The organism is Mesorhizobium sp. C268A, assembly GCF_040324475.1.
Taxonomy (GTDB): Bacteria; Pseudomonadota; Alphaproteobacteria; order Rhizobiales; family Rhizobiaceae; genus Mesorhizobium.
In genome coordinates, this window is record NZ_JAMYVX010000001.1 from 191,775 (window position 1) to 209,563 (window position 17,789).

A 17,789-nucleotide genomic window follows, 5' to 3' on the forward strand; every position below is an offset into this window, starting at 1 on the left:
GTTGCGGCTCTCGACCGACCTACTTGCTCGCGTAGACGAATGGCGTCGCACTCAGCCAGATCTTCCCACCAGATCGGAAGCGTTCCGGCGATTGGTGGAGGCTGGTCTAGCTTTGAAATAGGTTGCGGCTTGGTAGAAATCATCTCGAGTGCGCTTGGCGAGCAGAATATAACTCGCCTGGCCATTTTGCTAAGCTAGTACCCGTTGAACGCGGGTGCGGTGGCCAAACGGCACCTGCGACGAGTGAAACTACCGAAAACGGGGCGGAGTCATGACCGAACCAGGTCGCGATATTTCGTCGTCCAGTCGCTTCGCCGCCCGCTGTCCTGGCCGTCTCGCGTACTGGCGCCTGGCACCCAGCCGCATGCATAGCTCGGCCATGCTGCTGAAAAGGCACCCTTGCTTCTCCACCCATGGCCCGAAATGGCCGCGCGGCAATGCCGCCTTGTTGCGCAGCGGCCAGCGCCCGATCGCTATCTTCTGATCGATGGACAGGTGGCCGCGTTCTGGGCATAGGCCTCGAAAGCGCCCCGGGGATTAAAGCGGTGCCGACACTGTTCCGAAATCCGCCGGAACGTCTAATATGCCCAGATGCAGGGGACACGCATCGCTTTTGGTCCGTTCGTACTCGATCCCGACATCGGGACGCTCCTGAAAGAGCAGATCCCGATCGTTGTTGGGCATCGTGGGCTGACGCTGCTTGCTGCGCTCACGGCCCGGCCCGGCGAGATCCTGACCAAGGCCGAACTGATGGACGCTGCCTGGCCGGGAACCGCCGTTGAGGAAGGCAACCTTACGGTCCAAATAGCGACACTGAGAAAGGCACTCGGTCCGGCTGACAACGGCGGCGAGTGGATCGCCACGGTGCCTCGCGTCGGCTACCGCTTCACCGGGACTGTCGAGCCGGTGGCGAGCGCATCCCGCAGAGCGATACCAGAGTCCGGCAAGCCGTCGATTGCGGTCCTGCCTTTTGCCAACTTGAGCGGCGATCAGGACCAGCAGTATCTCAGCGATGGCATAACCGAGGACATAATTACGGAGCTGGCCAGGTTCCGCTCCCTCCTTGTCATCGCGCGCAATTCATCTTTTCAGTTTCGCCATCCGGCATTGGACATTGCCGAAGCCCATCGCAAACTCGGAGTTCGCTACCTCGTCGAAGGCAGCATGCGAAAGCTCGGTGATCGCATTCGGATCACCACACAATTGATTGACGCCGCCACCGGCACCCACCTGTGGGCCCAACGGTACGACGGGGCCCTCGACGACATCTTCGCATTGCAAGACGAGGTTGCGGCTCTCATCGCCTCGATGGTCGAAGGCCGGGCGGAGGCCGATTCGACGAGCCGGACAAGACGCAAGCCTCCCGCCGATTGGGATGCATACGACTATTACCTGCAGGGGCGCGCGCAGTTCTACCGGTATGAACTGGACATGGCCGAGCCCCTATTCGTCCGGTGTGTCGAGCTCGATTCGACGTTCGCTCAAGGCCACGGCTTCCTCGCGCAGGCCCTCGTCGGCAGATTTTGGTACGACAACGATCCGCGGACGCTACAGAAGGCCTGGGAGTCGGCACGAACGGCGCTCGCTCTCGACAGGAGCGATGGCGTCTGTCACCAGAGCATGGGGCTGGTGCTTACGCACATGCGCCAGCACAGCGATGCGGGAGTGCATTTCGAGCAAGCGCGCTCGTTGAACCCGCTAGACATGAACATAGCGGGGGACTATGCAAGCTGGCTCAACTACGGCGGACGGGCCGAGATGGCGCTGAACGTGCTCGAAACTGCGCTCCTGCGCGACCCGTTACCTCCAATTTGGTTCTGGGAGGTGAAGGGCAGCTCCCTCTTCCTGCTTGGAAGGTACGTGGAGGCCATCAGTTCGTACCAGAAGGCCGGCGACCAATTCTTCATTCATGCGTTCCTCGCAGCGGCGTACGCACATTTGGGCGAGACGCAGAAGGCGCGCGTTGAAGTCGAGGAAGCACTGACGAGGAAACACGACCTGACTGTCCGGTTGTTTTCAGGTTTCCCGTTCGCCGACCAGGTTGCCCTCGAGCTTTTTATGTCAGGCTTCAGAAAGGCGGGTTTTCCCGCGTGAATGCACCTTCGGGAGCGCGCCGGTCAGGCCCGACAGCCGAATGCACCCCAACAGGCCATCGAACCCGCTTAACCGAGATCGAAGTCGAGGGCGTCGGCACGCATCGGCTTCCGCGCTAGCATTCCGCGCGTCTCGTCTTCTGGACTCTTTGTTGAAACAGTCGCATCCTCCCTGCGGGGAAGAGGGCGTGGACAAATACCGATACGACAATCGATCTGATCGCTGGCGAAAGCGAGCCGGTGCCAAGCATAGCCGTGCGCACCGATGGGCGAATGTGCCGCGGCGCCTGATTTTGGTGACTGCGGTAGCGGCTGGCGCTCTGGTCGCGCAAACCGCCATCCAGCACAGCGAAAGTTTGCCAGAGATCAATGCATCGAACTGGTTCGGCTCGAAGCCGGCGCCGATCGCCGGTGTCGCGTCTGTGATCGACGGCGACACGATCGAGATCCACGGACAGCGCATCCGCTTGAACGGCATCGATGCGCCCGAGAGTAAGCAATATTGCGACGACGGTAAGGGCTTCGAATACGCCTGCGGGCGCCATGCTGCCCAAGCCTTGCACGAGTTCCTGGCTGCATCGCGTCCGTTGCACTGCAGCTTTGTTAACCGAGACCGGTACGGCCGGCTTGTTGGGGATTGCGATCGCGCCGACGGTCGCAACGTCCAGAGCTGGCTTGTCGAGCGGGGCTTGGCACTAGATTGGCCGCGCTACAGCCACGGAGCCTACGCAGGACAGCAGGCGAAGGCCCAGGCAGCGAAGGTCGGTCTGTGGGCTGGGGCGTTTCAGGCGCCATGGGATTGGCGCGCAGAGCATGCGAACGGCACCACCAAGCCGTCTGCAAAACAACCACTCGGCATGATGAGCAATGGGCAGGTGGCGCAGAGCTATTCTTGTCAGCCGCGGCGAACTTGTCCCCAGATCAGTTCGTGCGATGAGGCTAATTGGTACTTGGCCAACTGCTCTTGGGGCGGCAAGCTCGACCGCGACAAGGACGGCGTTCCTTGCGAGAGCCTTTGCTAAGTCGGCAGTGAGAGGGACATGGCATGATCGTTGTCGGCTTTGCCTTTTTGCCTCCACAGCGCACACCAAGGCGAACTCTGCGGTCGCCCAGAGCCTTCCGCAAGGCTACTAAGGCAATCAATCGGCCACCGCCGCCGAGAAACGCAGCGTCTGGCGCCGCAGCGACGAGTATAGGAGAATTCCGACCTTGGCCCGCTCAGCGTGCCTGAACTCCTGCGCAACTGAGGCAGAGCGATGTGCGGACGTTACACCAAATATCTGTCGTGGTCGGAAATCCACCGGCTCTACCGCCTGACTGCGCCGGCGGAGACGGGCCGCAACGACGAGCCCCGGTACAACATCGCGCCGACTCAGGATGTCCCATTCGTCACTGCCGGTGAGGATGGCAACCACAGGCTGCGTGAAGGGCGCTGGTGGCTGGTCCCTTTCTGGGCAAAGGAAATGCCCAAGGCGGCTATGTTCAATGCCAGGATTGAGGGCATCGATACAGCGCCCGCCTTCCGCGACGCCTACAAGTCCAAGCGCTGCCTGATCCCTGCCGATGGCTTCTACGAGTGGACGATATCGCCTGCCGACGGCAAGAAAGACCCTTGGCACATCTACCAGCCAGGCCACGCGCCTTTCTCGTTCGCCGGGCTTTGGGCTTACAATTCCAATCTCGACATAACCAGCTGCACCATCATCACCGAGCCTGCCGCAGAACCGATGAAGCAGTTGCATGATCGGCAGCCTCTCATTCTCGACGCGGCCTACTATGACGCCTGGCTGGACCCGGCGACGCCCAAGGACAGCCTCAAGGACATTCTCAGCCACGACATCGACGGTCAGCTGCAGTTCAACCGCGTTGGACGTGAGGTGAACACGAGCGCCGTCAACAAGTTGCCCAACGACCATCCCGGCCTGGTCGGGCCGATCAACCCGTTATGAGCGACGAACCGAGCCGGCTTGCCGAAGGGATGACAGCGATTCCGCGCGGCCGAGAGCCGATCGAAAATCGCTTTGCGAGCATTCTGGCTGCGGCAAGCTCGGCGGGTTTGGGTTTTCGAGGCCTGGACAGAAGTCACATTGGTTCTGTTGTTTGCATCCCGGCGACGGCGATCGGTTTGTATAGGAGTTGACGTCCGACCATCTAGCGCCCCTGTTCGAGGCATGGCATCGAGAAGCTGTGAAACTCTTCAAAATGCCCCGGAAAGGTCCGGGCGAGATACCGCACCACTCTGGAATTATCCATCAACCGGTCGAAAAAGCGGTTGGCTGCGACAAGCTCCAGGCCCACCTGGCCATGACGTTCCGCGGCGCTGAGAACCGCAAGGCTTAGCGCGCCGACATCGAGCACCATCGCGCCGCGCTGGTCTTCCGCCTGTGTGGTGATCGTTGAGAGATTAAAACCCTCGACCAGCAGGGCTTGCGGTGTCAGAGCGACGAGTAGTCTCGCGTAGGTGATCCTGACCCGGTCCATCGCCACCATCAGCCGGGCAATCTCCAATTGCCTGGCTGGCAGCACCTTCTGGAGCAACCCGAAGATTTTTGTTTTCACCGGCGCGTCCCGAAGCAGGTCGAGGACATCAGGGCAAATTCCGTTAACGGCTTTCCGGTTCTCGCCTGTCTCGGAAGCGGGTTTTCCGGGAGAGCAGAACATTTGCGGCTCGCGGGTCGCGCCACGCAACCTATGTGCCAGTAGGCTTGGCATTGTCCTGAAGCCCTCGGACACCAGCGTGGCGCAGAATTGCTTGTCGCGCATCATCAGGTGGAGCGCCGCTACTATCCGGTCTAGGCTCTGTTCAGACTTAGCCGCTTGCGTGACGAAATCGCGCATGCGTTTGCATTCCGTATCGTAGGTCGCCAAAAATTCGTGTGAACGAAGCCTCTTCTTGGACCCTAATGCGCCAGCAACAATATTGCTCGCATGTCTGTCGCCACCCTTTTCCAACGCACGGTAGGCGGCGTCCTTGGGTAAGCGCTTGACTACCAAGCCACGCCCCCCACAGGCTCTCGCTCTGCCAGCCTGACAATGGGATTGAGCGTGGGAAAAATATAGCTGTCCAGCGGTATCCCATTGATGGCATGCAGTTCCGATTTGCCAGCGATCTCATGCGCAGGCGCAATCAAATAATCCCGGACGGTCAGGTCGCCGGGATTCATACGGATCAGGACGAAAATGTCGGGTAGTGGCCGTTTATCGGCCTTGGAAAACCAGCGTGGATAGCCGAAGCCGGAAACCCTGCATCGGCCCATTGTAATCGCCACCGTGATCTCCTCGTTTATCCGCAGGAGGTCCATCGCCATGTCATGGGCAGCAACCCCGCCCTGCTTATCAATCGCGCCCACAAGATCCCGGATAATCTGCAGCCTCATTGATTCCAGGTGCCGGTTCACGCCGATGAAGCGGTAGTTTTTGGATGGCTCGTATCCGATCAGTTCATAGGCTTTGACAATGGTTCCAAAACGCCACTGGTAGCGTTGGGCCGGCGGGCACCCCGGATCGGCGTCGATCATGGCCAACGACAAGGCGCCACGGCGAGCCAGAAGTGCCCTAAGAGCAGCCAGCATCTCGTCGTTGGTCATGTGGCGATAGATGGTCTTGAGCACGATCTGCGCCCGGTCGAACAGTTTGCGGTCGACGATCGGCTCCAGGACGTTTTCCACCCGCACCCACTGTTCGGGGGGATTACGGACTTGATGGCTTCTCAGCCGGGCCGAATGCTTGTTCCAGACGCTGTTGCCAATGTAATTTTCGTTGGTCAGCACCGAGTGGACGGATTCCCGCGTCCATGGTCGCCGCAAATCGCTGAGCACGCCGCGCTTGTTCAGCAGTCTTGCCATCTCCAGCTCTGTCTTGCGTGTTCTGACAAAGTGACTGAAGATCCACTTCACTGTCGCAATCTCGTCAGGTGGGCCGAGCACCAGAACTATTCGATCCGTCTGCTGGCTCTTGTATTCGTGGGATGAAAGGATGCCTTTTGAACGGCCGTGTTGATCGACAAGCAGGCGCCGCAGGCCAAAGGCGGCCTTCCCGCCCTGCCGGAAGCCCAGCCGGATCAACCTCGCCTGGCCGATGAAGACTTTTTGCGAGAGCATTCTGCTCTGCTCGGCAGCCATGCTCCGTTTGATTGCTTTGAGGACGTCTGACCCGATGCTGCCGTCGTTTGCGAATTGCTCGGCGCAAAATTCGATACGGACGCCGGCCATCTGGCATCGGTATTCGTAGGCTGCGCTTTCATCAATGTTCTGAAAACGCCCCCAACGGCTTACATCATAGACCACAACCGTCTCAAAATCGGCTCGCCCACTTTCGACATCGGCCAACAGCTTCTGAAGACCGGGGCGCCCTCCAAGGTTTAAACCGCTGCGACCGAGGTCCTCGTAAGTGGCGACAATGTCGTAAGCCATGATGTCGGCATAGTCGCGAATGGCATCCGCTTGGTTGTCGATCGAGTAGGTCTGGTGTTCCGTCGACATGCGCACGTACTGCGCGGCGCGAACTCTAGGCACAGTCTGGTTCCCGCCATCTAACTTTGGCACTTTCCCCACACTCTCGACCGTTGCCCAGGCAATGTCTGCCTGGGGCATGCCCAACCTACTAGGCAGCTTCCTACGGTCCCATTAGGAATACCTCGACAGTTTGTGTCGAATGGCTCGATAGTCTGATCGAGCCTCGAAGCCGCTCCTTGGGGAACCGACCCGTGCGTCACTATATCGGACTGATCCACAAGCAAGCGGACAGCGACTTCGGCGTATCCTTTCCCGATTTTCCGGGCGTGGTCACCGCCGGCACCAGCCTGGACGACGCCCGCGCCATGGCCGAAGAGGCCCTGGCCTTCCATCTCGAAGGCCTTGTCGAGGATGGCGAAGCCATTCCCGAGCCATCGTCCCTGGAAGATGTCGTGTCGAACAATGACAATCTCAACCGGGTCGCCGTCCTGGTTGCCCTGAAAGCCGAGGCGAAGAAGGTCGTGCGCGTCAACGTCACCATCTCGGAAGATGTCCTCAACCACATCGATCAATATGCGGAACGGCATGGCTGCAGCCGATCTGGATTCCTGATCGCCGCCGCGCAAAAGGCGATGCGCAACGAGGCAGCGTAGCTGCTCCTCAAGCGGATTCAAACCGATGCGCTATTGACCTGTTCGCGCAGGCCGTTTCCGCTTTGGCAACCATTGTCTTCAAGGCCCGAGAAACCACGTCTCATTTCGTGAGCGGGCGTGCCGCCGTTTGGCCGCAATGCGCCAGCAACTGGCAACCATTCGCCCCGATCCGCGTTTGGGGCTCCAAAGGAGTTCCAAGATGATCATCAGACAAACCATTGCCGCCGTGCTCATGACTGCAGCACTTGCAGGCTGCGCGACTCAAACCGAACAGCAGCAGAGGGCAACCACAGGCGCACTCATTGGCGGCGGTGTCGGCGCCCTCGCCGGCCAGGCACTGGGCGGCAACACCGAAAGCACGGTCGTGGGTGCCGCCGGCGGCGCCTTGCTCGGCGCCGTCATCGGCCAGTCGACCACGCCGCAGCGCCGCGGCGAACAGCTTTGCCGTTACCAGGACCGCCGCGGCCGGATCTACACGGCGCCTTGCGATGATCGCTATTACAACAACGACTATTGATCCAGCCTCCCTGGAAGTGCGGCTCTCTGACGTTTGCTGCCGCCCTTCCAGGGACCCGGGATCCGTTCGGCGTTTCACAATATGAGAACGCCCGCTAAGTCCATTACACCCTCTGCCTGATGAGCTTGCGCTTGGTGCTTGCAAGGATCACATTTCGCGGAAGCAACGTGAAGAGCTGATTTCTTGGCGCCAACAATGACATCGCATTGCCGCAGCTGAAATTGCCGACAGCGACTATCGGCTGCGGCTGAAGAGCAGGGGTGACGGTCACGGTGCCAAGCATCAAGGCGCCAAGCGCGCCTTGGCCAAGCCGAACGGCTTGCGCTGCATGCACAAAACGTGGGATAATTTGTTTGGTGGAGATTCTCGCTCACACCATCCAAAGGCCTCCTTCCGAGGCCTTTTTCATGTCATGGTAGCTGGCAACTGAGTGCCACAACCAGTGGGTGACAGTCCCTGCCTAGGCGAAGAATTGCACTGCCGCCAAGGTCCTTCGACCGCTTTCACGTCGTAAGCTTGGAGAACAATCCCGATGCTCAACAGCATTGCGGGCTGGCTCGATGCTGCAACTGCAATTGCCATTATTCGGCTCCTGATTGACCTCATGAACCTGTACCGCTCCGCTGCCGCCAAGAAGGCGCCGGACGGCAGGCGCGCGAGATCAAAGCCGATACGCAAGCGCCGTCCGCGTCGCCGCTGAACCGCGTCTTCCCAACCAACTCAAACTGTGACCGCGATGGTTTGACCCACCAGTGACCCTTGCACTCATCATATGGCGTCGATCGTATCCAGCTCGCCTGCCCTGCTCGGTGATGCGGTCGGCGCCGACGGGTGATGATGCGGGTGGCGTCGCGAAGGCGGCCATTCGGTGCGCCGCGCGCCTAGTCGATTTGGTCTTTAGTGGCATGTTTTGCAGTCAAGCACCGTGAAGCACAGCATCCAGATCGGACCTGCTGCCGTGTCGAATGGAATAGGCGCGAGTGATTTCCGCACCGAAAAGAAAAATTTCCGCCGAGTAGTAAGCCCACAGCAGGATGACGAGCAGCCCACCGGCGGCCCCATATGAGGCCGCGACCGCGCTGGAGCCTATATACCAACCGATAAGCGATTTCCCGAGCGTGAACAGGGCAGCGGTTACAACAGCGCCAATCCAGACATCCCGCCATTCCAGGGTTCGATCAGGCAAGATCTTGAAGATAGCGGCGAAAATAGCTGCGAGGAGGACAAAAGAAACGATCGCGTTGATAACGGCCAGTACAAGTGTCCCGAACGGCAACTGTGCGTTGATGAGGTTGCCTAGGGCCGAAATCGCCGCGCTCGCGACTAGAGAGACGAGCAACATGAAGCCAAGTGCGGTGACCAGTCCCAGACTTACCGCACGTGCGCGCACCAGGCGCGACAACGAACTGCCCTGCGCTTCGACCTTCCATATCATGTTCAAAGACTGCTGTATTTCGCCGAAGACCCCGGAAGCGCTCACAAGCAAGGTGATGATGCCAATCACCGCCGCCCAGGTGCCGCCGGATGGCTTTTCGGATGCGCTCTTCAATGCGGTTTGCAGGATATTTGCGCTTTCTGTACCCATCATCCCTGTGATTTGGGCGGACAATGCCGCTTGGGCTGCCTCGTGACCGAATGCGAGACCCGCAATTGCAACCACGATGAGCAGAATTGGCGCCAACGATGTTGTGGCATAAAAAGCGATTGCCGCGCCATGGCTGAGAGCATTGTCGTTGACGAACCCAACGATGGCTTCTCGCACCATTGCCCATGCATTTGTGATCGCGCGATGCATTTTGCGCCCCAGTCGAATTGGCGTTCACTAGCAATGCACCAGCACATGTGATGTTCCGGTTGCGGGCTACTAACGCCCTCAGGGGGAGCAGGCAACGTCAGTGGTTATGCGCCGCGGTTGATGCTCTCGAGCACCAGCACTCTTTTTCCGGTCAAATCGCTGGGCTACGAAGCGAGCGGCCTTCTAGCCGGGGACCTCGATCTGAGCGTAGGCGAGCAGCCCGAACCGGTTTGCGGCAATAAGGTTCCCGGACCTGTCTCACCGTCTGCCCTGGCGGCTAATCCTTTTGCGCATCCGCGACGCTATTGTCGTCGCGATGACGTTGACGAAGGCGCTCCAGCAGTTCGCGTGAAACTTGAATCGCCCTGCGCGATTGATCCATGTTCTGGCGAAATGTGGCGCGTTCCTCCATGGACTTCTGCCACTTCAGCAAGGTGGCCGTATTCGCAGTGGCCGCTTGAGCGATATCTATGGGCGTTGCAACCATCGCATCCTCCCAAAAAGGCAATGGTAAACACCATCTTTATAGGCCCGCCGAGACCCTTTCTTCAATCAAAACGACCGTACGGATTCGTACGGCAAAATGGCTATTCGTGGGGGCGCTCGACGGCGGCTTCGTCGACCTCGGCTTCCATCTCGTCGTTGACGGTCTGAGTGATTCCCCTACTGCCCGGTAGGGTCCGTTTCCTGGCAGCGCTCCCTTCGTTCTTCATGGAACAGCTTGGTGTGCTCGTCCCACTCAAGAGGCGCTGTTCCGCGCTCTTGAACGAACTTTCCAAACTGCTTGCGCAGGTCGGCAAGGTCCAAAGCCCAAAGATGCTCACTGCTACCGGGGTGCGACATCGCGTTCACCAATCCGCCCATTCTCTCGAACTAAGTTGGCTTCGCGGTTGAGCCTTCAAGATGGCAATGCGAGATAATTTGCTCGGTTGCTAATATGCCTATATCTTAAGCAGCGCGGGGGGCCTCATATCTTCCCGCAGTGGCCGGTGCGGTTAAGCCCCCACAAGCTGCCCAACTGCACCGGCCATTCCTACGGCTGGGTAGGGTGTTCGCGCTCGGCAATCTTTTCCAAGAGCTTCCGTGAGGCCTCTAGGATGCGGCGCGTCTCTTGGATGGTCGATTGTAGGGATTCCAGTTCTCTCTCCGCCCAGCGCTGGCTACGGCGGGCGCCTTCGATGAACTGGTGGTCGGATTCCACTGGTCTTTCATGCGACTTAGCCTCTCTTCCAGGTGCCGCATGTTTCCGTCGTCACGGCTACATCCGAGGAATCGATCGCTTAGGTAGAAATGTGTGGTCGTCGCCACGGTTCCATACAATTTTTGGAAGCCATTCCCCTACGGCTGGGTCCCAACCCGCAGTGGCCAAATAAGGAAGCGGCGGCCTATAGAAATGCGTGCCGATTAATTGCGGAGGCCAAGGATGGAAGCTGCAGTCCGGCCGTAGCATTTGCGGCGTTCAAGGCCGCCGCTATCGACCAGCGCTTGCTGCAGACGGCCAAGACAGAGTCTGGCGCTCGGCATGGCGGACAACGTGCCATAAACCATCGTGATGATGAACCGCCGTCCCCTAGTATCAAATATGGACCGACACATGGGATCTCGCTTGGTCGCGCGACGATGGGCTCGCACCGTACCGGGGCAGGTGTGATGCGAGCCCGGCCGAGTCTTGCGGGACCTCGACCAGCAGCGAACACCCACTCGCTGCCGTTCTATCAACAAGCCCCCAAATTTCAGGTTCCGCTTATGTACAAAAAGCCGGTGAACGGAGCTTGGCTCATCGCTGCGTAACGCTTTCCCTGAGGGGTTCCGTAGAGCCACCAAAAGCCGCCGGGGGGGTGTGACCCGGCGGCTTGAACGTTCGGCTTACGGTGTTGGCTCAGGAGCCTGTTTGGCAGCCATCTCGTCGATCTTCTCGGCAAGCACGCCGTTGGCCCATTCGGTGACCTCGGCGTCTACCGGCTTGTTGGCCATATCGGCGAGCGCGTCATCCAGCGATGGGACGGCGGCAGCAGCATCGGTAGCCGCTATATTGGCGGCATCGAGCGCCGCCTGCGCTGCATCGATCTGCTCCTGGGTCGGGACTTGGTCGGCCGGAGTATTCGGGTCGTTCAATTTGGCGTTCAACGCGTCGACTTCGGCTTGGGCGGCATCTACCGCGGCTTGGGCGCCCTTGGCGGCCGCCGACCCTGTCACATAAGCCTGAATGCCGGCGAATTTTTTGCTCTTGGAGTTCATATAGGCGTTGATGTTGCGCTGCAGCGAGTTCAGCCGGCCAAGCTTGGCGTGAATGTTCTTGTCCTTAGGCGTCGCGGCGACCTCAATGTCGTCGACGGCGACCTGGTCGTCGCCCGAGGTCTTCTTTCCGGCGTGAGCCGATGCCGACTTGCCGTGCGAAGCGCTGTTGCCGGACTTGCCGCCATTGCCGTGACCACCACCATTGCCGTGACCACCACCATTGCCGTGACCACCACCATTGCCGTGACCACCACCGTTTCCACCCGCGCCAGCGAAAGCAGGAGCGGTCACTAGCGCAAGCGCGGCAAGCGCTGCCAACAGCGTTTTTCGGGACGTCATGGTACCTCCTCGGCGAATAGCCACCTCGCCGATTCGTTATAGAGCGGCTTATAAGTGTTTCCTAATTCGAATGAATGAACTTTAGATAAATGCTCATTGCAATGGGCGACTAACGACCGCGAGGCTCTTTGTAACAGTGTGAAATGTAACAACTATTCGGAATCGTACAGCGTATCGGCCCTCTTCGCGACTGAAGTCCTATACCGATCGGACCTTGGTCGGGCGATGCACAACCTGCGGAGTGCCTGCGCCATTTCGGAGTATGGCATCACATGACTGAACATTGCTAGACAACTCGCCGGGCGAAGACCCCAACTACCTCGAGCCCGGCGAGCCTACACCTGATCAGAGTACGCGATCAGGACCGGGGATCAGCCGGCGAAAGATGTGGATGCAATATGGGTGCCAAACATATTCGTCCCAAATTGGGACCATGCTGGGGCCGGCAAGCTGTTCCTAGGCCTCACCAGCGGCCTAGGCTTTGGCTTTGGATCGCGCTGGCCGGTTAGCGTAGAGCTGCGCCCCGGCGATGCGCCGCGTGAATGCCGCTCGACTCCAACAACAGCCTCATCTTTCGTTTCGACTGTTCCGTGCGCGCCGCCGTCATGGCAGGTCCAGAACCAAGTGCCTGCGGCTGGGCCGTGCATCGTCTTCATGATGCGGCCGACCTTTTCCTGCTGGAACGCTGCGGCGAAATCGAAGGGCGCCGTCTGCCCTCCTATGATGGTCCGCGACCATGCCAGCCAAACGCGAGCACCTCGGCCGAGCACGAACTTGAACGCCTCGTCCTGTTTCTCGAACGTCTGGAGGATCGCGCTTCCGTCGAGGACCTGAAAGCCGCGTTGATAGGCGAAGCGGACGGTAGGGCGATCTGCTGCTGGCATGGCTCCGATATAGCGTTCAATCTTCCTCGCGGAAATCCTGCAGTGAGGCATGACGCAGGCCATCCTCGCCGCGCAGGTGCTTCACGCGTCCAATGAGGCCCGGCTTTACCCATTGCGTCGCCGGCCGCTTCATGATGCCCTTGGGCGCCGCCTGAGTGCTCCTGGACGCGTTTCCATAGCCTCTCGCGCATTTCCCGGTTCAAGGTGACGAATGCGCTTCCGACATAACGCCGGTGCGGCGCTCAGCCATCAGAGCGAAAGCCGGCCTGCCAGCTTCACGCTCGACGCCGAGCAAATCGTATTCTTCAACCATATAGCTCTTGATCTTCAGCCAGGCGGTCGACCGGCCGCTGCGGTATTTGCTGTCGCGGCGCTTCGAGAAAAGCATGCCAACAAGACCGCGCATCTCGTCATGTGCCACGATACGGGTTTCAGCAGGGCCGTCATTTACCCGAGAGGCGACGCGGGTGCTGAGGGTCACCACGTTCGGGGATGTCTTCCCGAAAACATCACAATCGCGCTCGTAATCTTCCGGTCAAGTAAATCCGAGAATGTGTCACTGCGGGCGTGGTGGCGCTCCTGCACGACCTTAAGAATGGTGCAGTCCTTAGTGGTCAATTGGCAACGATCGAAAGTGGGCACGGCACGTTTCCAGCCGGCCTCTGAAACAATCCGGCGTCAAGCAGTTGAGCGGGCGTGGAAACCTACCCTGCGCCGGGCAAGGACACCCGGCACAGGGTTACACTCCCGCGAGCGCCGGCAACAGGACAGGGAGACGGTTGCGGCGCTCATAGCGGCCGATTCCATTCTAAATCGCCAAGACGCCGGGTCTCATATCAACCCGCCCGCCCGATCCGAACGCTACAAACGCCTCGGGCGACCCCTGATGACGAAAGCCGTTCATGGCGGGTTGTTTATCGACGTCCGCTTATCGGCACGGATAGGAACGCCCTATCGGCCGATATGAGGCGCATTCCCGCCAGGCAGCTTTTGGGGCCGCAAGCTGCCGCGATCAATAGGGATCAGCCGCGGTAAGCTCGGCAGAGCACATATCCTGGCATCTCCACGCTCGCTGCCGGCCACAGTCATCCTGAGACAGCCGTTCGACAGAAGGGACGACGACCGTTTTCGCGCGGCTTCGACTGGATCTCTGCTTCCGACATCCGCAAACCATACGCGGATCGCTTCAGAATGGACCGGGTTATTGGGGTATGCTGCATCTGCCAACGAAGGCTACGACTGCGGAGAGCGGTTGTGTGCGTCAATCCCGGGCCGACGGTGAAAGAGGTAGGCGTCCGGGGCTATCGGTCGCGATCACCCCCGCTCGTCGCGCAAGATCTCGTCGGGCAGTTGAGGGCTGAACTGGCGGGGATTTCGGCACGCTTCGGGAACCAACCGCATTGGCTTGTAAGATTTTATTGACAAGGTCGCATCTACGAATATTTTCGATATTTCCAAATGCTACACCTCTCTTAGTATAAAGTTTGCTAACGTAAGTATTAGTCTTACATCTGCCTATTTTTTGCAGAGGTGAGAGTGTCTTGATGATCAACTTTCCGGCGATCGCCCCTCGAAAGATCAGAAAAATGGTCTTTATATTACTGTGGTACTTTCAAGTTTATAGCCCAATCCTCAGATTTATGTGGCTGCGCTGCCGCCCCGCGATTAACCACTCCCGAATGAACACGGTTAACGATTCGCTAATTTAGTTGACTATGTTTTGCACAGGTATATTTTCGAAACGTTGGGATGTGCAATTTGGGCGAGCAATGGGCGATGGTGGCATCAGGCGCGTGACCGCGGTTTCGGGGCGTATCGGATGCTGAACGGCAGCTAATAGCCGAGTAGCACCGCCCAGCAACTCAAAAAGCAATCGACAGACATCAGGAGTGGACGATTCCGCGGGAGCGGAAGGTTTGTGACGTTCTCAGGAACGTCGCCCGGCAACGCTATGGCCGGCAGTAGTGTGCGCAGAGCGTAAGGGCGAAGGGGTGGAGTATGGGTAGAACTGTCAATGTTCTGAAACTCGGGGCCGGGAACAGCCGAAGGGGCGCGAATTCCAATCAGGGTCGCGCGCTGGTTGCCGGTGGGGCAGGATTTCTGGGTTCGCATCTGTGCGAGCGTCTTTTGCGGGATGGATACGACGTTCTCGCGCTGGACAATTTCCACACCGGCAAAAGATACAATCTCAATCCCCTCGTGCGCGATCCGCGATTTACGTGCATCGAGCACGACATTGTCGACCCTCTGCCCGTGGATCTCCAGGTCGATGAAATCTACAATCTCGCCTGTCCGGCGTCCCCGCCGCATTACCAGGCGAATCCGATCCATACGTTCAAGACAAGCGTGCTTGGTTCGCTGAACCTGCTCGAACTCGCGCGGCGGAACAATGCGAAGATATTTCAGGCTTCGACGTCCGAAGTCTACGGCGACCCCCTGGTACATCCGCAGCCGGAAGGCTACTTCGGCAACGTCAACCCGCACGGTCCGCGATCCTGCTATGATGAGGGCAAGCGTTCGGCCGAGACGCTGTTCTTCGACTATTCGAGAACGTATAGCCTCGATGTCCGCGTCGCACGGATCTTCAACACCTATGGCCGCCGCATGCAACCAGACGATGGCCGCGTCGTCTCGAACTTCATCGTCCAGGCATTGCACGGTGACGACCTGACCGTCTACGGCAGCGGCCGGCAGACCCGTTCATTCTGCTACGCGGACGACCTCATCGAAGGTTTTATCCAGTTGATGAACGCACCGAGCGCACCGCAGCACCCGGTCAATCTCGGCAACCCTGCCGAATTCACCATTCTGGAACTGGCGACACAGGTGCTCGAATACACCAACTCACGTTCGAAGATCGTGCATCGGCCGCTGCCGGTCGACGATCCCAAGCAGCGTCGGCCGGACATCTCATTTGCCCGGGAAAATCTTGGCTGGGAGCCAAAGATCAGCCTGAGCCAGGGGCTCGCGCATACCACGGCGTATTTTGACGCCCTTCTCTACCCGAACCGGCGCGTCAAAGAAGCTGCGATGTAATGAGCCGCCCGGCAATCCTGGTGACGGGTGGGGCCGGTTACATCGGCAGCCACACCTGCAAGCTGTTGTCAGCTGCCGGCTACCTGCCCGTCGTTTTTGACAATCTGAGCCGTGGCAACGAGAGATCCGTTGCCTGGGGGCCGCTTGTTGTCGGCGATATCCGGGACCGGGAGGCGCTACAGCAGGCGATCAGCACCTACCAGCCGCAAGCGATCATCCACTTTGCTGCGCTGGCCTATGTGGGCGAGTCTGTTCACGAGCCCGCAGAGTACTATTCGACCAATGTGTCGGGTACCATCGCGGTGCTTGACGCGGCACGCTCGAGTTCTATCGAAAACATTATCTTTTCAAGCAGCTGCGCGACATACGGCGTTCCCGAAACACTGCCCATTCGAGAGACCTTGGCGCAAAATCCAATCAGCCCCTATGGGCGAACCAAGCTGATGGGCGAGCAGATCATCAGCGACTATGCCAGCGCCTACGGAATGAAATATGCGATCCTGCGTTATTTCAACGCCTGCGGCGCCGATCCCGACGGCGAGCTCGGTGAGTGGCACTCGCCTGAAACGCACCTGATCCCGCGCGTGCTCATGGCCGCATCAGGCACAATCGACGAGATCGAGGTTTTCGGCACAGACTACGACACGTCGGATGGCACCTGCGTGCGCGATTACATCCATGTCAGCGATCTGGCCCGCGCGCATCTGAGGGCTCTCATGCATCTGGAGGCGGGTGGCGAAAACCTGTCGGTCAATCTCGGCACCGGGCGCGGGGTTTCGATCAAGGAGATTCTCCAGGCGGTCACCCGGATGACGTCCAAATCGGTTCCGGTTGTCTTCCGGCCCGGGCGCCCGGGAGACCCGGCGGAGCTCTATGCGGACCCGATCAAAGCGCGCGAACACCTGGGCTTCGTGCCGGAACTTTCCGACATCGATACCATCGTCAGGACAGCCGCCCCGTTCTTCGGGCTGGAGGCCACCGCGTTCACAATTCCGATGCCGACAGCGAGGCGCCGCCGGTCAACTTCGCCAGGAATACCAAATGCATCGGAGGACATCACCAGCTCGCAAAGCTTGTAGTCGTCCCTGTTTGTCGTTGTCGGGGACGTGGGCTCATTGAGGTGGGTGAGCTTCTCGGCGAGCCTCAACTTTTGGAATCGATCGAGGTACGGATCTTGTCGAACTGCGCGCCCTTTGTATCGCCTTCCTCGAACTTTCGTTGCTCGTCGGAAGGGTCTCCCGGAGAGTGCCGGAAACTGTACCAGACACCGTCCGGATCCTTGCGCTGTTCGAGGGTCCCACTCCGGAAGCGGTGGCTGAAACACGTGCGGATCGGCGCTGCGGCGTAGGTCTTGGACCGCCAGACGAGATCCATGCACATCTTGCCATCGTTGCTCAGATGCCATCTGCCTTCGCCGACAGAAGCCGTGTCTTGCTCGGAGGTCCAGGCCCGGACCGGTCGATCCTTCTGTCCGAAATAGGCCGCTCCGTTATCCCATATCCACGTGCGGTCAGCATAAACAAGCTGAAGTTGGAAAGCCGTGGGAACGGCAACGGCATCTGCAGGGCCGCTGTCTTTGGGACCAGCTGCGTGCGCGGCTCCGCAAAGCGCCATCTGGCACCAAATGGCCAGGACGGGCGCAAACGAGATGGCAAGTCGATGTCGCCTCGCCCGGCTCGCTGACTCAAATGGCAATCCGGTCCTGTTCGTCATGCTGAGCGGTCGCATTCAATGTTCGCTTCCCAAGCGGGCGTCGACCAGCCGAGCATACCGCAAGAAC

Annotated in this window: 17 protein-coding genes; 10 read left to right on the forward strand and 7 right to left on the reverse strand. The window is 59.3% G+C overall.

Annotated elements, in window-relative coordinates:
• Nucleotides 1-591: 591 nt before the first annotated feature.
• The 3 genes from NKL06_RS00985 (at nucleotide 592) to NKL06_RS00995 (ending at nucleotide 4,042) form a co-directional block, all read left to right on the forward strand.
• Nucleotides 592-2,094, forward strand: coding sequence for a winged helix-turn-helix domain-containing tetratricopeptide repeat protein (locus NKL06_RS00985; RefSeq protein ID WP_023694074.1), 1,503 nt, complete (start codon nucleotides 592-594; stop codon nucleotides 2,092-2,094).
• Between the two features lie 187 nt (nucleotides 2,095-2,281).
• Entirely contained in the window at nucleotides 2,282-3,115 is an 834-nt protein-coding gene (locus tag NKL06_RS00990; RefSeq protein ID WP_245260658.1) for a thermonuclease family protein, read from the forward strand.
• A 234-nt stretch (nucleotides 3,116-3,349) separates the two neighbouring features.
• The gene (locus NKL06_RS00995) at nucleotides 3,350-4,042 is read left to right on the forward strand and encodes an SOS response-associated peptidase (protein WP_023822422.1); all 693 of its coding nucleotides are present in this window, start codon (nucleotides 3,350-3,352) and stop codon (nucleotides 4,040-4,042) included.
• Nucleotides 4,043-4,244: 202 nt separating this feature from the next.
• Here NKL06_RS00995 and NKL06_RS01000 read toward each other — a convergent pair whose 3' ends face one another.
• Both NKL06_RS01000 and NKL06_RS01005 read right to left on the reverse strand, forming a co-directional pair.
• On the reverse strand, nucleotides 4,245-5,087 hold the full coding sequence (locus NKL06_RS01000; RefSeq protein ID WP_031198691.1) for a plasmid partitioning protein RepB C-terminal domain-containing protein: 843 nt from the start codon (nucleotides 5,085-5,087) through the stop codon (nucleotides 4,245-4,247).
• Nucleotides 5,081-6,685 (reverse strand): recombinase family protein, encoded by a 1,605-nt coding sequence (locus tag NKL06_RS01005; protein ID WP_031210681.1) that lies wholly within the window; start codon nucleotides 6,683-6,685, stop codon nucleotides 5,081-5,083. The genes NKL06_RS01000 and NKL06_RS01005 overlap by 7 nt, the downstream gene beginning before the upstream one ends.
• 113 nt (nucleotides 6,686-6,798) lie before the next feature.
• On the opposite strand from NKL06_RS01005, the gene NKL06_RS01010 reads away from it, so the two are divergent.
• The 3 genes from NKL06_RS01010 (at nucleotide 6,799) to NKL06_RS01020 (ending at nucleotide 8,417) form a co-directional block, all read left to right on the forward strand.
• On the forward strand, nucleotides 6,799-7,200 hold the full coding sequence (locus NKL06_RS01010) for a type II toxin-antitoxin system HicB family antitoxin (RefSeq protein WP_023694071.1): 402 nt from the start codon (nucleotides 6,799-6,801) through the stop codon (nucleotides 7,198-7,200).
• 199 nt (nucleotides 7,201-7,399) lie between these two features.
• On the forward strand, nucleotides 7,400-7,717 hold the full coding sequence (locus NKL06_RS01015; RefSeq protein WP_023690487.1) for a YMGG-like glycine zipper-containing protein: 318 nt from the start codon (nucleotides 7,400-7,402) through the stop codon (nucleotides 7,715-7,717).
• A 532-nt stretch (nucleotides 7,718-8,249) separates the two neighbouring features.
• Nucleotides 8,250-8,417, forward strand: a complete 168-nt coding sequence (locus tag NKL06_RS01020) for a hypothetical protein (RefSeq protein ID WP_023669234.1) — start codon at nucleotides 8,250-8,252, stop codon at nucleotides 8,415-8,417.
• A gap of 216 nt (nucleotides 8,418-8,633) precedes the next feature.
• On the opposite strand, the gene NKL06_RS01025 is transcribed toward NKL06_RS01020, so the two are convergent.
• Together NKL06_RS01025 and NKL06_RS01030 are read right to left on the reverse strand one after the other, a co-directional pair.
• Nucleotides 8,634-9,512: a YihY/virulence factor BrkB family protein gene (locus tag NKL06_RS01025; protein WP_023726957.1), complete on the reverse strand. Its 879-nt coding sequence runs from the start codon at nucleotides 9,510-9,512 to the stop codon at nucleotides 8,634-8,636.
• Between the two features lie 277 nt (nucleotides 9,513-9,789).
• Nucleotides 9,790-9,999 carry a hypothetical protein gene (locus tag NKL06_RS01030; RefSeq protein ID WP_023669236.1) on the reverse strand — a complete coding sequence of 70 codons (210 nt, stop codon included), beginning with the start codon at nucleotides 9,997-9,999 and terminating at the stop codon, nucleotides 9,790-9,792.
• A gap of 803 nt (nucleotides 10,000-10,802) precedes the next feature.
• Here NKL06_RS01030 and NKL06_RS32645 point away from each other — a divergent pair.
• Nucleotides 10,803-11,303 (forward strand): DUF982 domain-containing protein, encoded by a 501-nt coding sequence (locus tag NKL06_RS32645; RefSeq protein WP_502903716.1) that lies wholly within the window; start codon nucleotides 10,803-10,805, stop codon nucleotides 11,301-11,303.
• Between the two features lie 75 nt (nucleotides 11,304-11,378).
• On the opposite strand, the gene NKL06_RS01035 is transcribed toward NKL06_RS32645, so the two are convergent.
• Entirely contained in the window at nucleotides 11,379-12,089 is a 711-nt protein-coding gene (locus NKL06_RS01035; RefSeq protein WP_352580030.1) for a hypothetical protein, read from the reverse strand.
• A gap of 542 nt (nucleotides 12,090-12,631) precedes the next feature.
• Between NKL06_RS01035 and NKL06_RS01040 the strand changes: the two genes are divergently transcribed.
• A complete protein-coding gene (locus NKL06_RS01040; RefSeq protein WP_023822760.1) occupies nucleotides 12,632-13,069 on the forward strand; it encodes a hypothetical protein in 438 nt (145 codons plus the stop codon).
• Nucleotides 13,070-13,172: 103 nt separating this feature from the next.
• Here NKL06_RS01040 and NKL06_RS01045 read toward each other — a convergent pair whose 3' ends face one another.
• Nucleotides 13,173-13,379, reverse strand: a complete 207-nt coding sequence (locus tag NKL06_RS01045) for an ATP-dependent DNA ligase (RefSeq protein ID WP_023693726.1) — start codon at nucleotides 13,377-13,379, stop codon at nucleotides 13,173-13,175.
• 1,592 nt (nucleotides 13,380-14,971) lie between these two features.
• Between NKL06_RS01045 and NKL06_RS01050 the strand changes: the two genes are divergently transcribed.
• Nucleotides 14,972-16,009 carry a UDP-glucuronic acid decarboxylase family protein gene (locus tag NKL06_RS01050; RefSeq protein ID WP_023670638.1) on the forward strand — a complete coding sequence of 346 codons (1,038 nt, stop codon included), beginning with the start codon at nucleotides 14,972-14,974 and terminating at the stop codon, nucleotides 16,007-16,009.
• Entirely contained in the window at nucleotides 16,009-17,088 is a 1,080-nt protein-coding gene (gene galE, locus NKL06_RS01055) for a UDP-glucose 4-epimerase GalE (protein WP_023670637.1), read from the forward strand. The genes NKL06_RS01050 and galE overlap by 1 nt, the downstream gene beginning before the upstream one ends.
• Before the next feature lie 64 nt (nucleotides 17,089-17,152).
• On the opposite strand, the gene NKL06_RS01060 is transcribed toward galE, so the two are convergent.
• Nucleotides 17,153-17,722, reverse strand: coding sequence for a DUF995 domain-containing protein (locus tag NKL06_RS01060; RefSeq protein ID WP_245260687.1), 570 nt, complete (start codon nucleotides 17,720-17,722; stop codon nucleotides 17,153-17,155).
• Between the last annotated feature and the right edge of the window lie 67 nt (nucleotides 17,723-17,789).

Excerpts from the sequence above, each read along its gene's own strand:
- NKL06_RS01060 (WP_245260687.1), bottom strand. The coding sequence starts at position 17,722 with ATGACGAACAGGACCGGATTGCCATTTGAGTCAGCGAGCCGGGCGAGG.
- NKL06_RS01025 (WP_023726957.1), bottom strand. The coding sequence starts at position 9,512 with ATGCATCGCGCGATCACAAATGCATGGGCAATGGTGCGAGAAGCCATC.
- NKL06_RS01015 (WP_023690487.1), top strand. The coding sequence starts at position 7,400 with ATGATCATCAGACAAACCATTGCCGCCGTGCTCATGACTGCAGCACTT.
- NKL06_RS01040 (WP_023822760.1), top strand. The coding sequence starts at position 12,632 with ATGCCGCTCGACTCCAACAACAGCCTCATCTTTCGTTTCGACTGTTCC.
- NKL06_RS01020 (WP_023669234.1), top strand. The coding sequence starts at position 8,250 with ATGCTCAACAGCATTGCGGGCTGGCTCGATGCTGCAACTGCAATTGCC.
- NKL06_RS01050 (WP_023670638.1), top strand. The coding sequence starts at position 14,972 with ATGGGTAGAACTGTCAATGTTCTGAAACTCGGGGCCGGGAACAGCCGA.
- NKL06_RS01035 (WP_352580030.1), bottom strand. The coding sequence starts at position 12,089 with ATGACGTCCCGAAAAACGCTGTTGGCAGCGCTTGCCGCGCTTGCGCTA.
- NKL06_RS01030 (WP_023669236.1), bottom strand. The coding sequence starts at position 9,999 with ATGGTTGCAACGCCCATAGATATCGCTCAAGCGGCCACTGCGAATACG.
- NKL06_RS00995 (WP_023822422.1), top strand. The coding sequence starts at position 3,350 with ATGTGCGGACGTTACACCAAATATCTGTCGTGGTCGGAAATCCACCGG.
- NKL06_RS01045 (WP_023693726.1), bottom strand. The coding sequence starts at position 13,379 with ATGCGCGGTCTTGTTGGCATGCTTTTCTCGAAGCGCCGCGACAGCAAA.
- NKL06_RS01005 (WP_031210681.1), bottom strand. The coding sequence starts at position 6,685 with ATGCCCCAGGCAGACATTGCCTGGGCAACGGTCGAGAGTGTGGGGAAA.
- NKL06_RS00985 (WP_023694074.1), top strand. The coding sequence starts at position 592 with ATGCAGGGGACACGCATCGCTTTTGGTCCGTTCGTACTCGATCCCGAC.
- galE (WP_023670637.1), top strand. The coding sequence starts at position 16,009 with ATGAGCCGCCCGGCAATCCTGGTGACGGGTGGGGCCGGTTACATCGGC.
- NKL06_RS32645 (WP_502903716.1), top strand. The coding sequence starts at position 10,803 with ATGTGTGGTCGTCGCCACGGTTCCATACAATTTTTGGAAGCCATTCCC.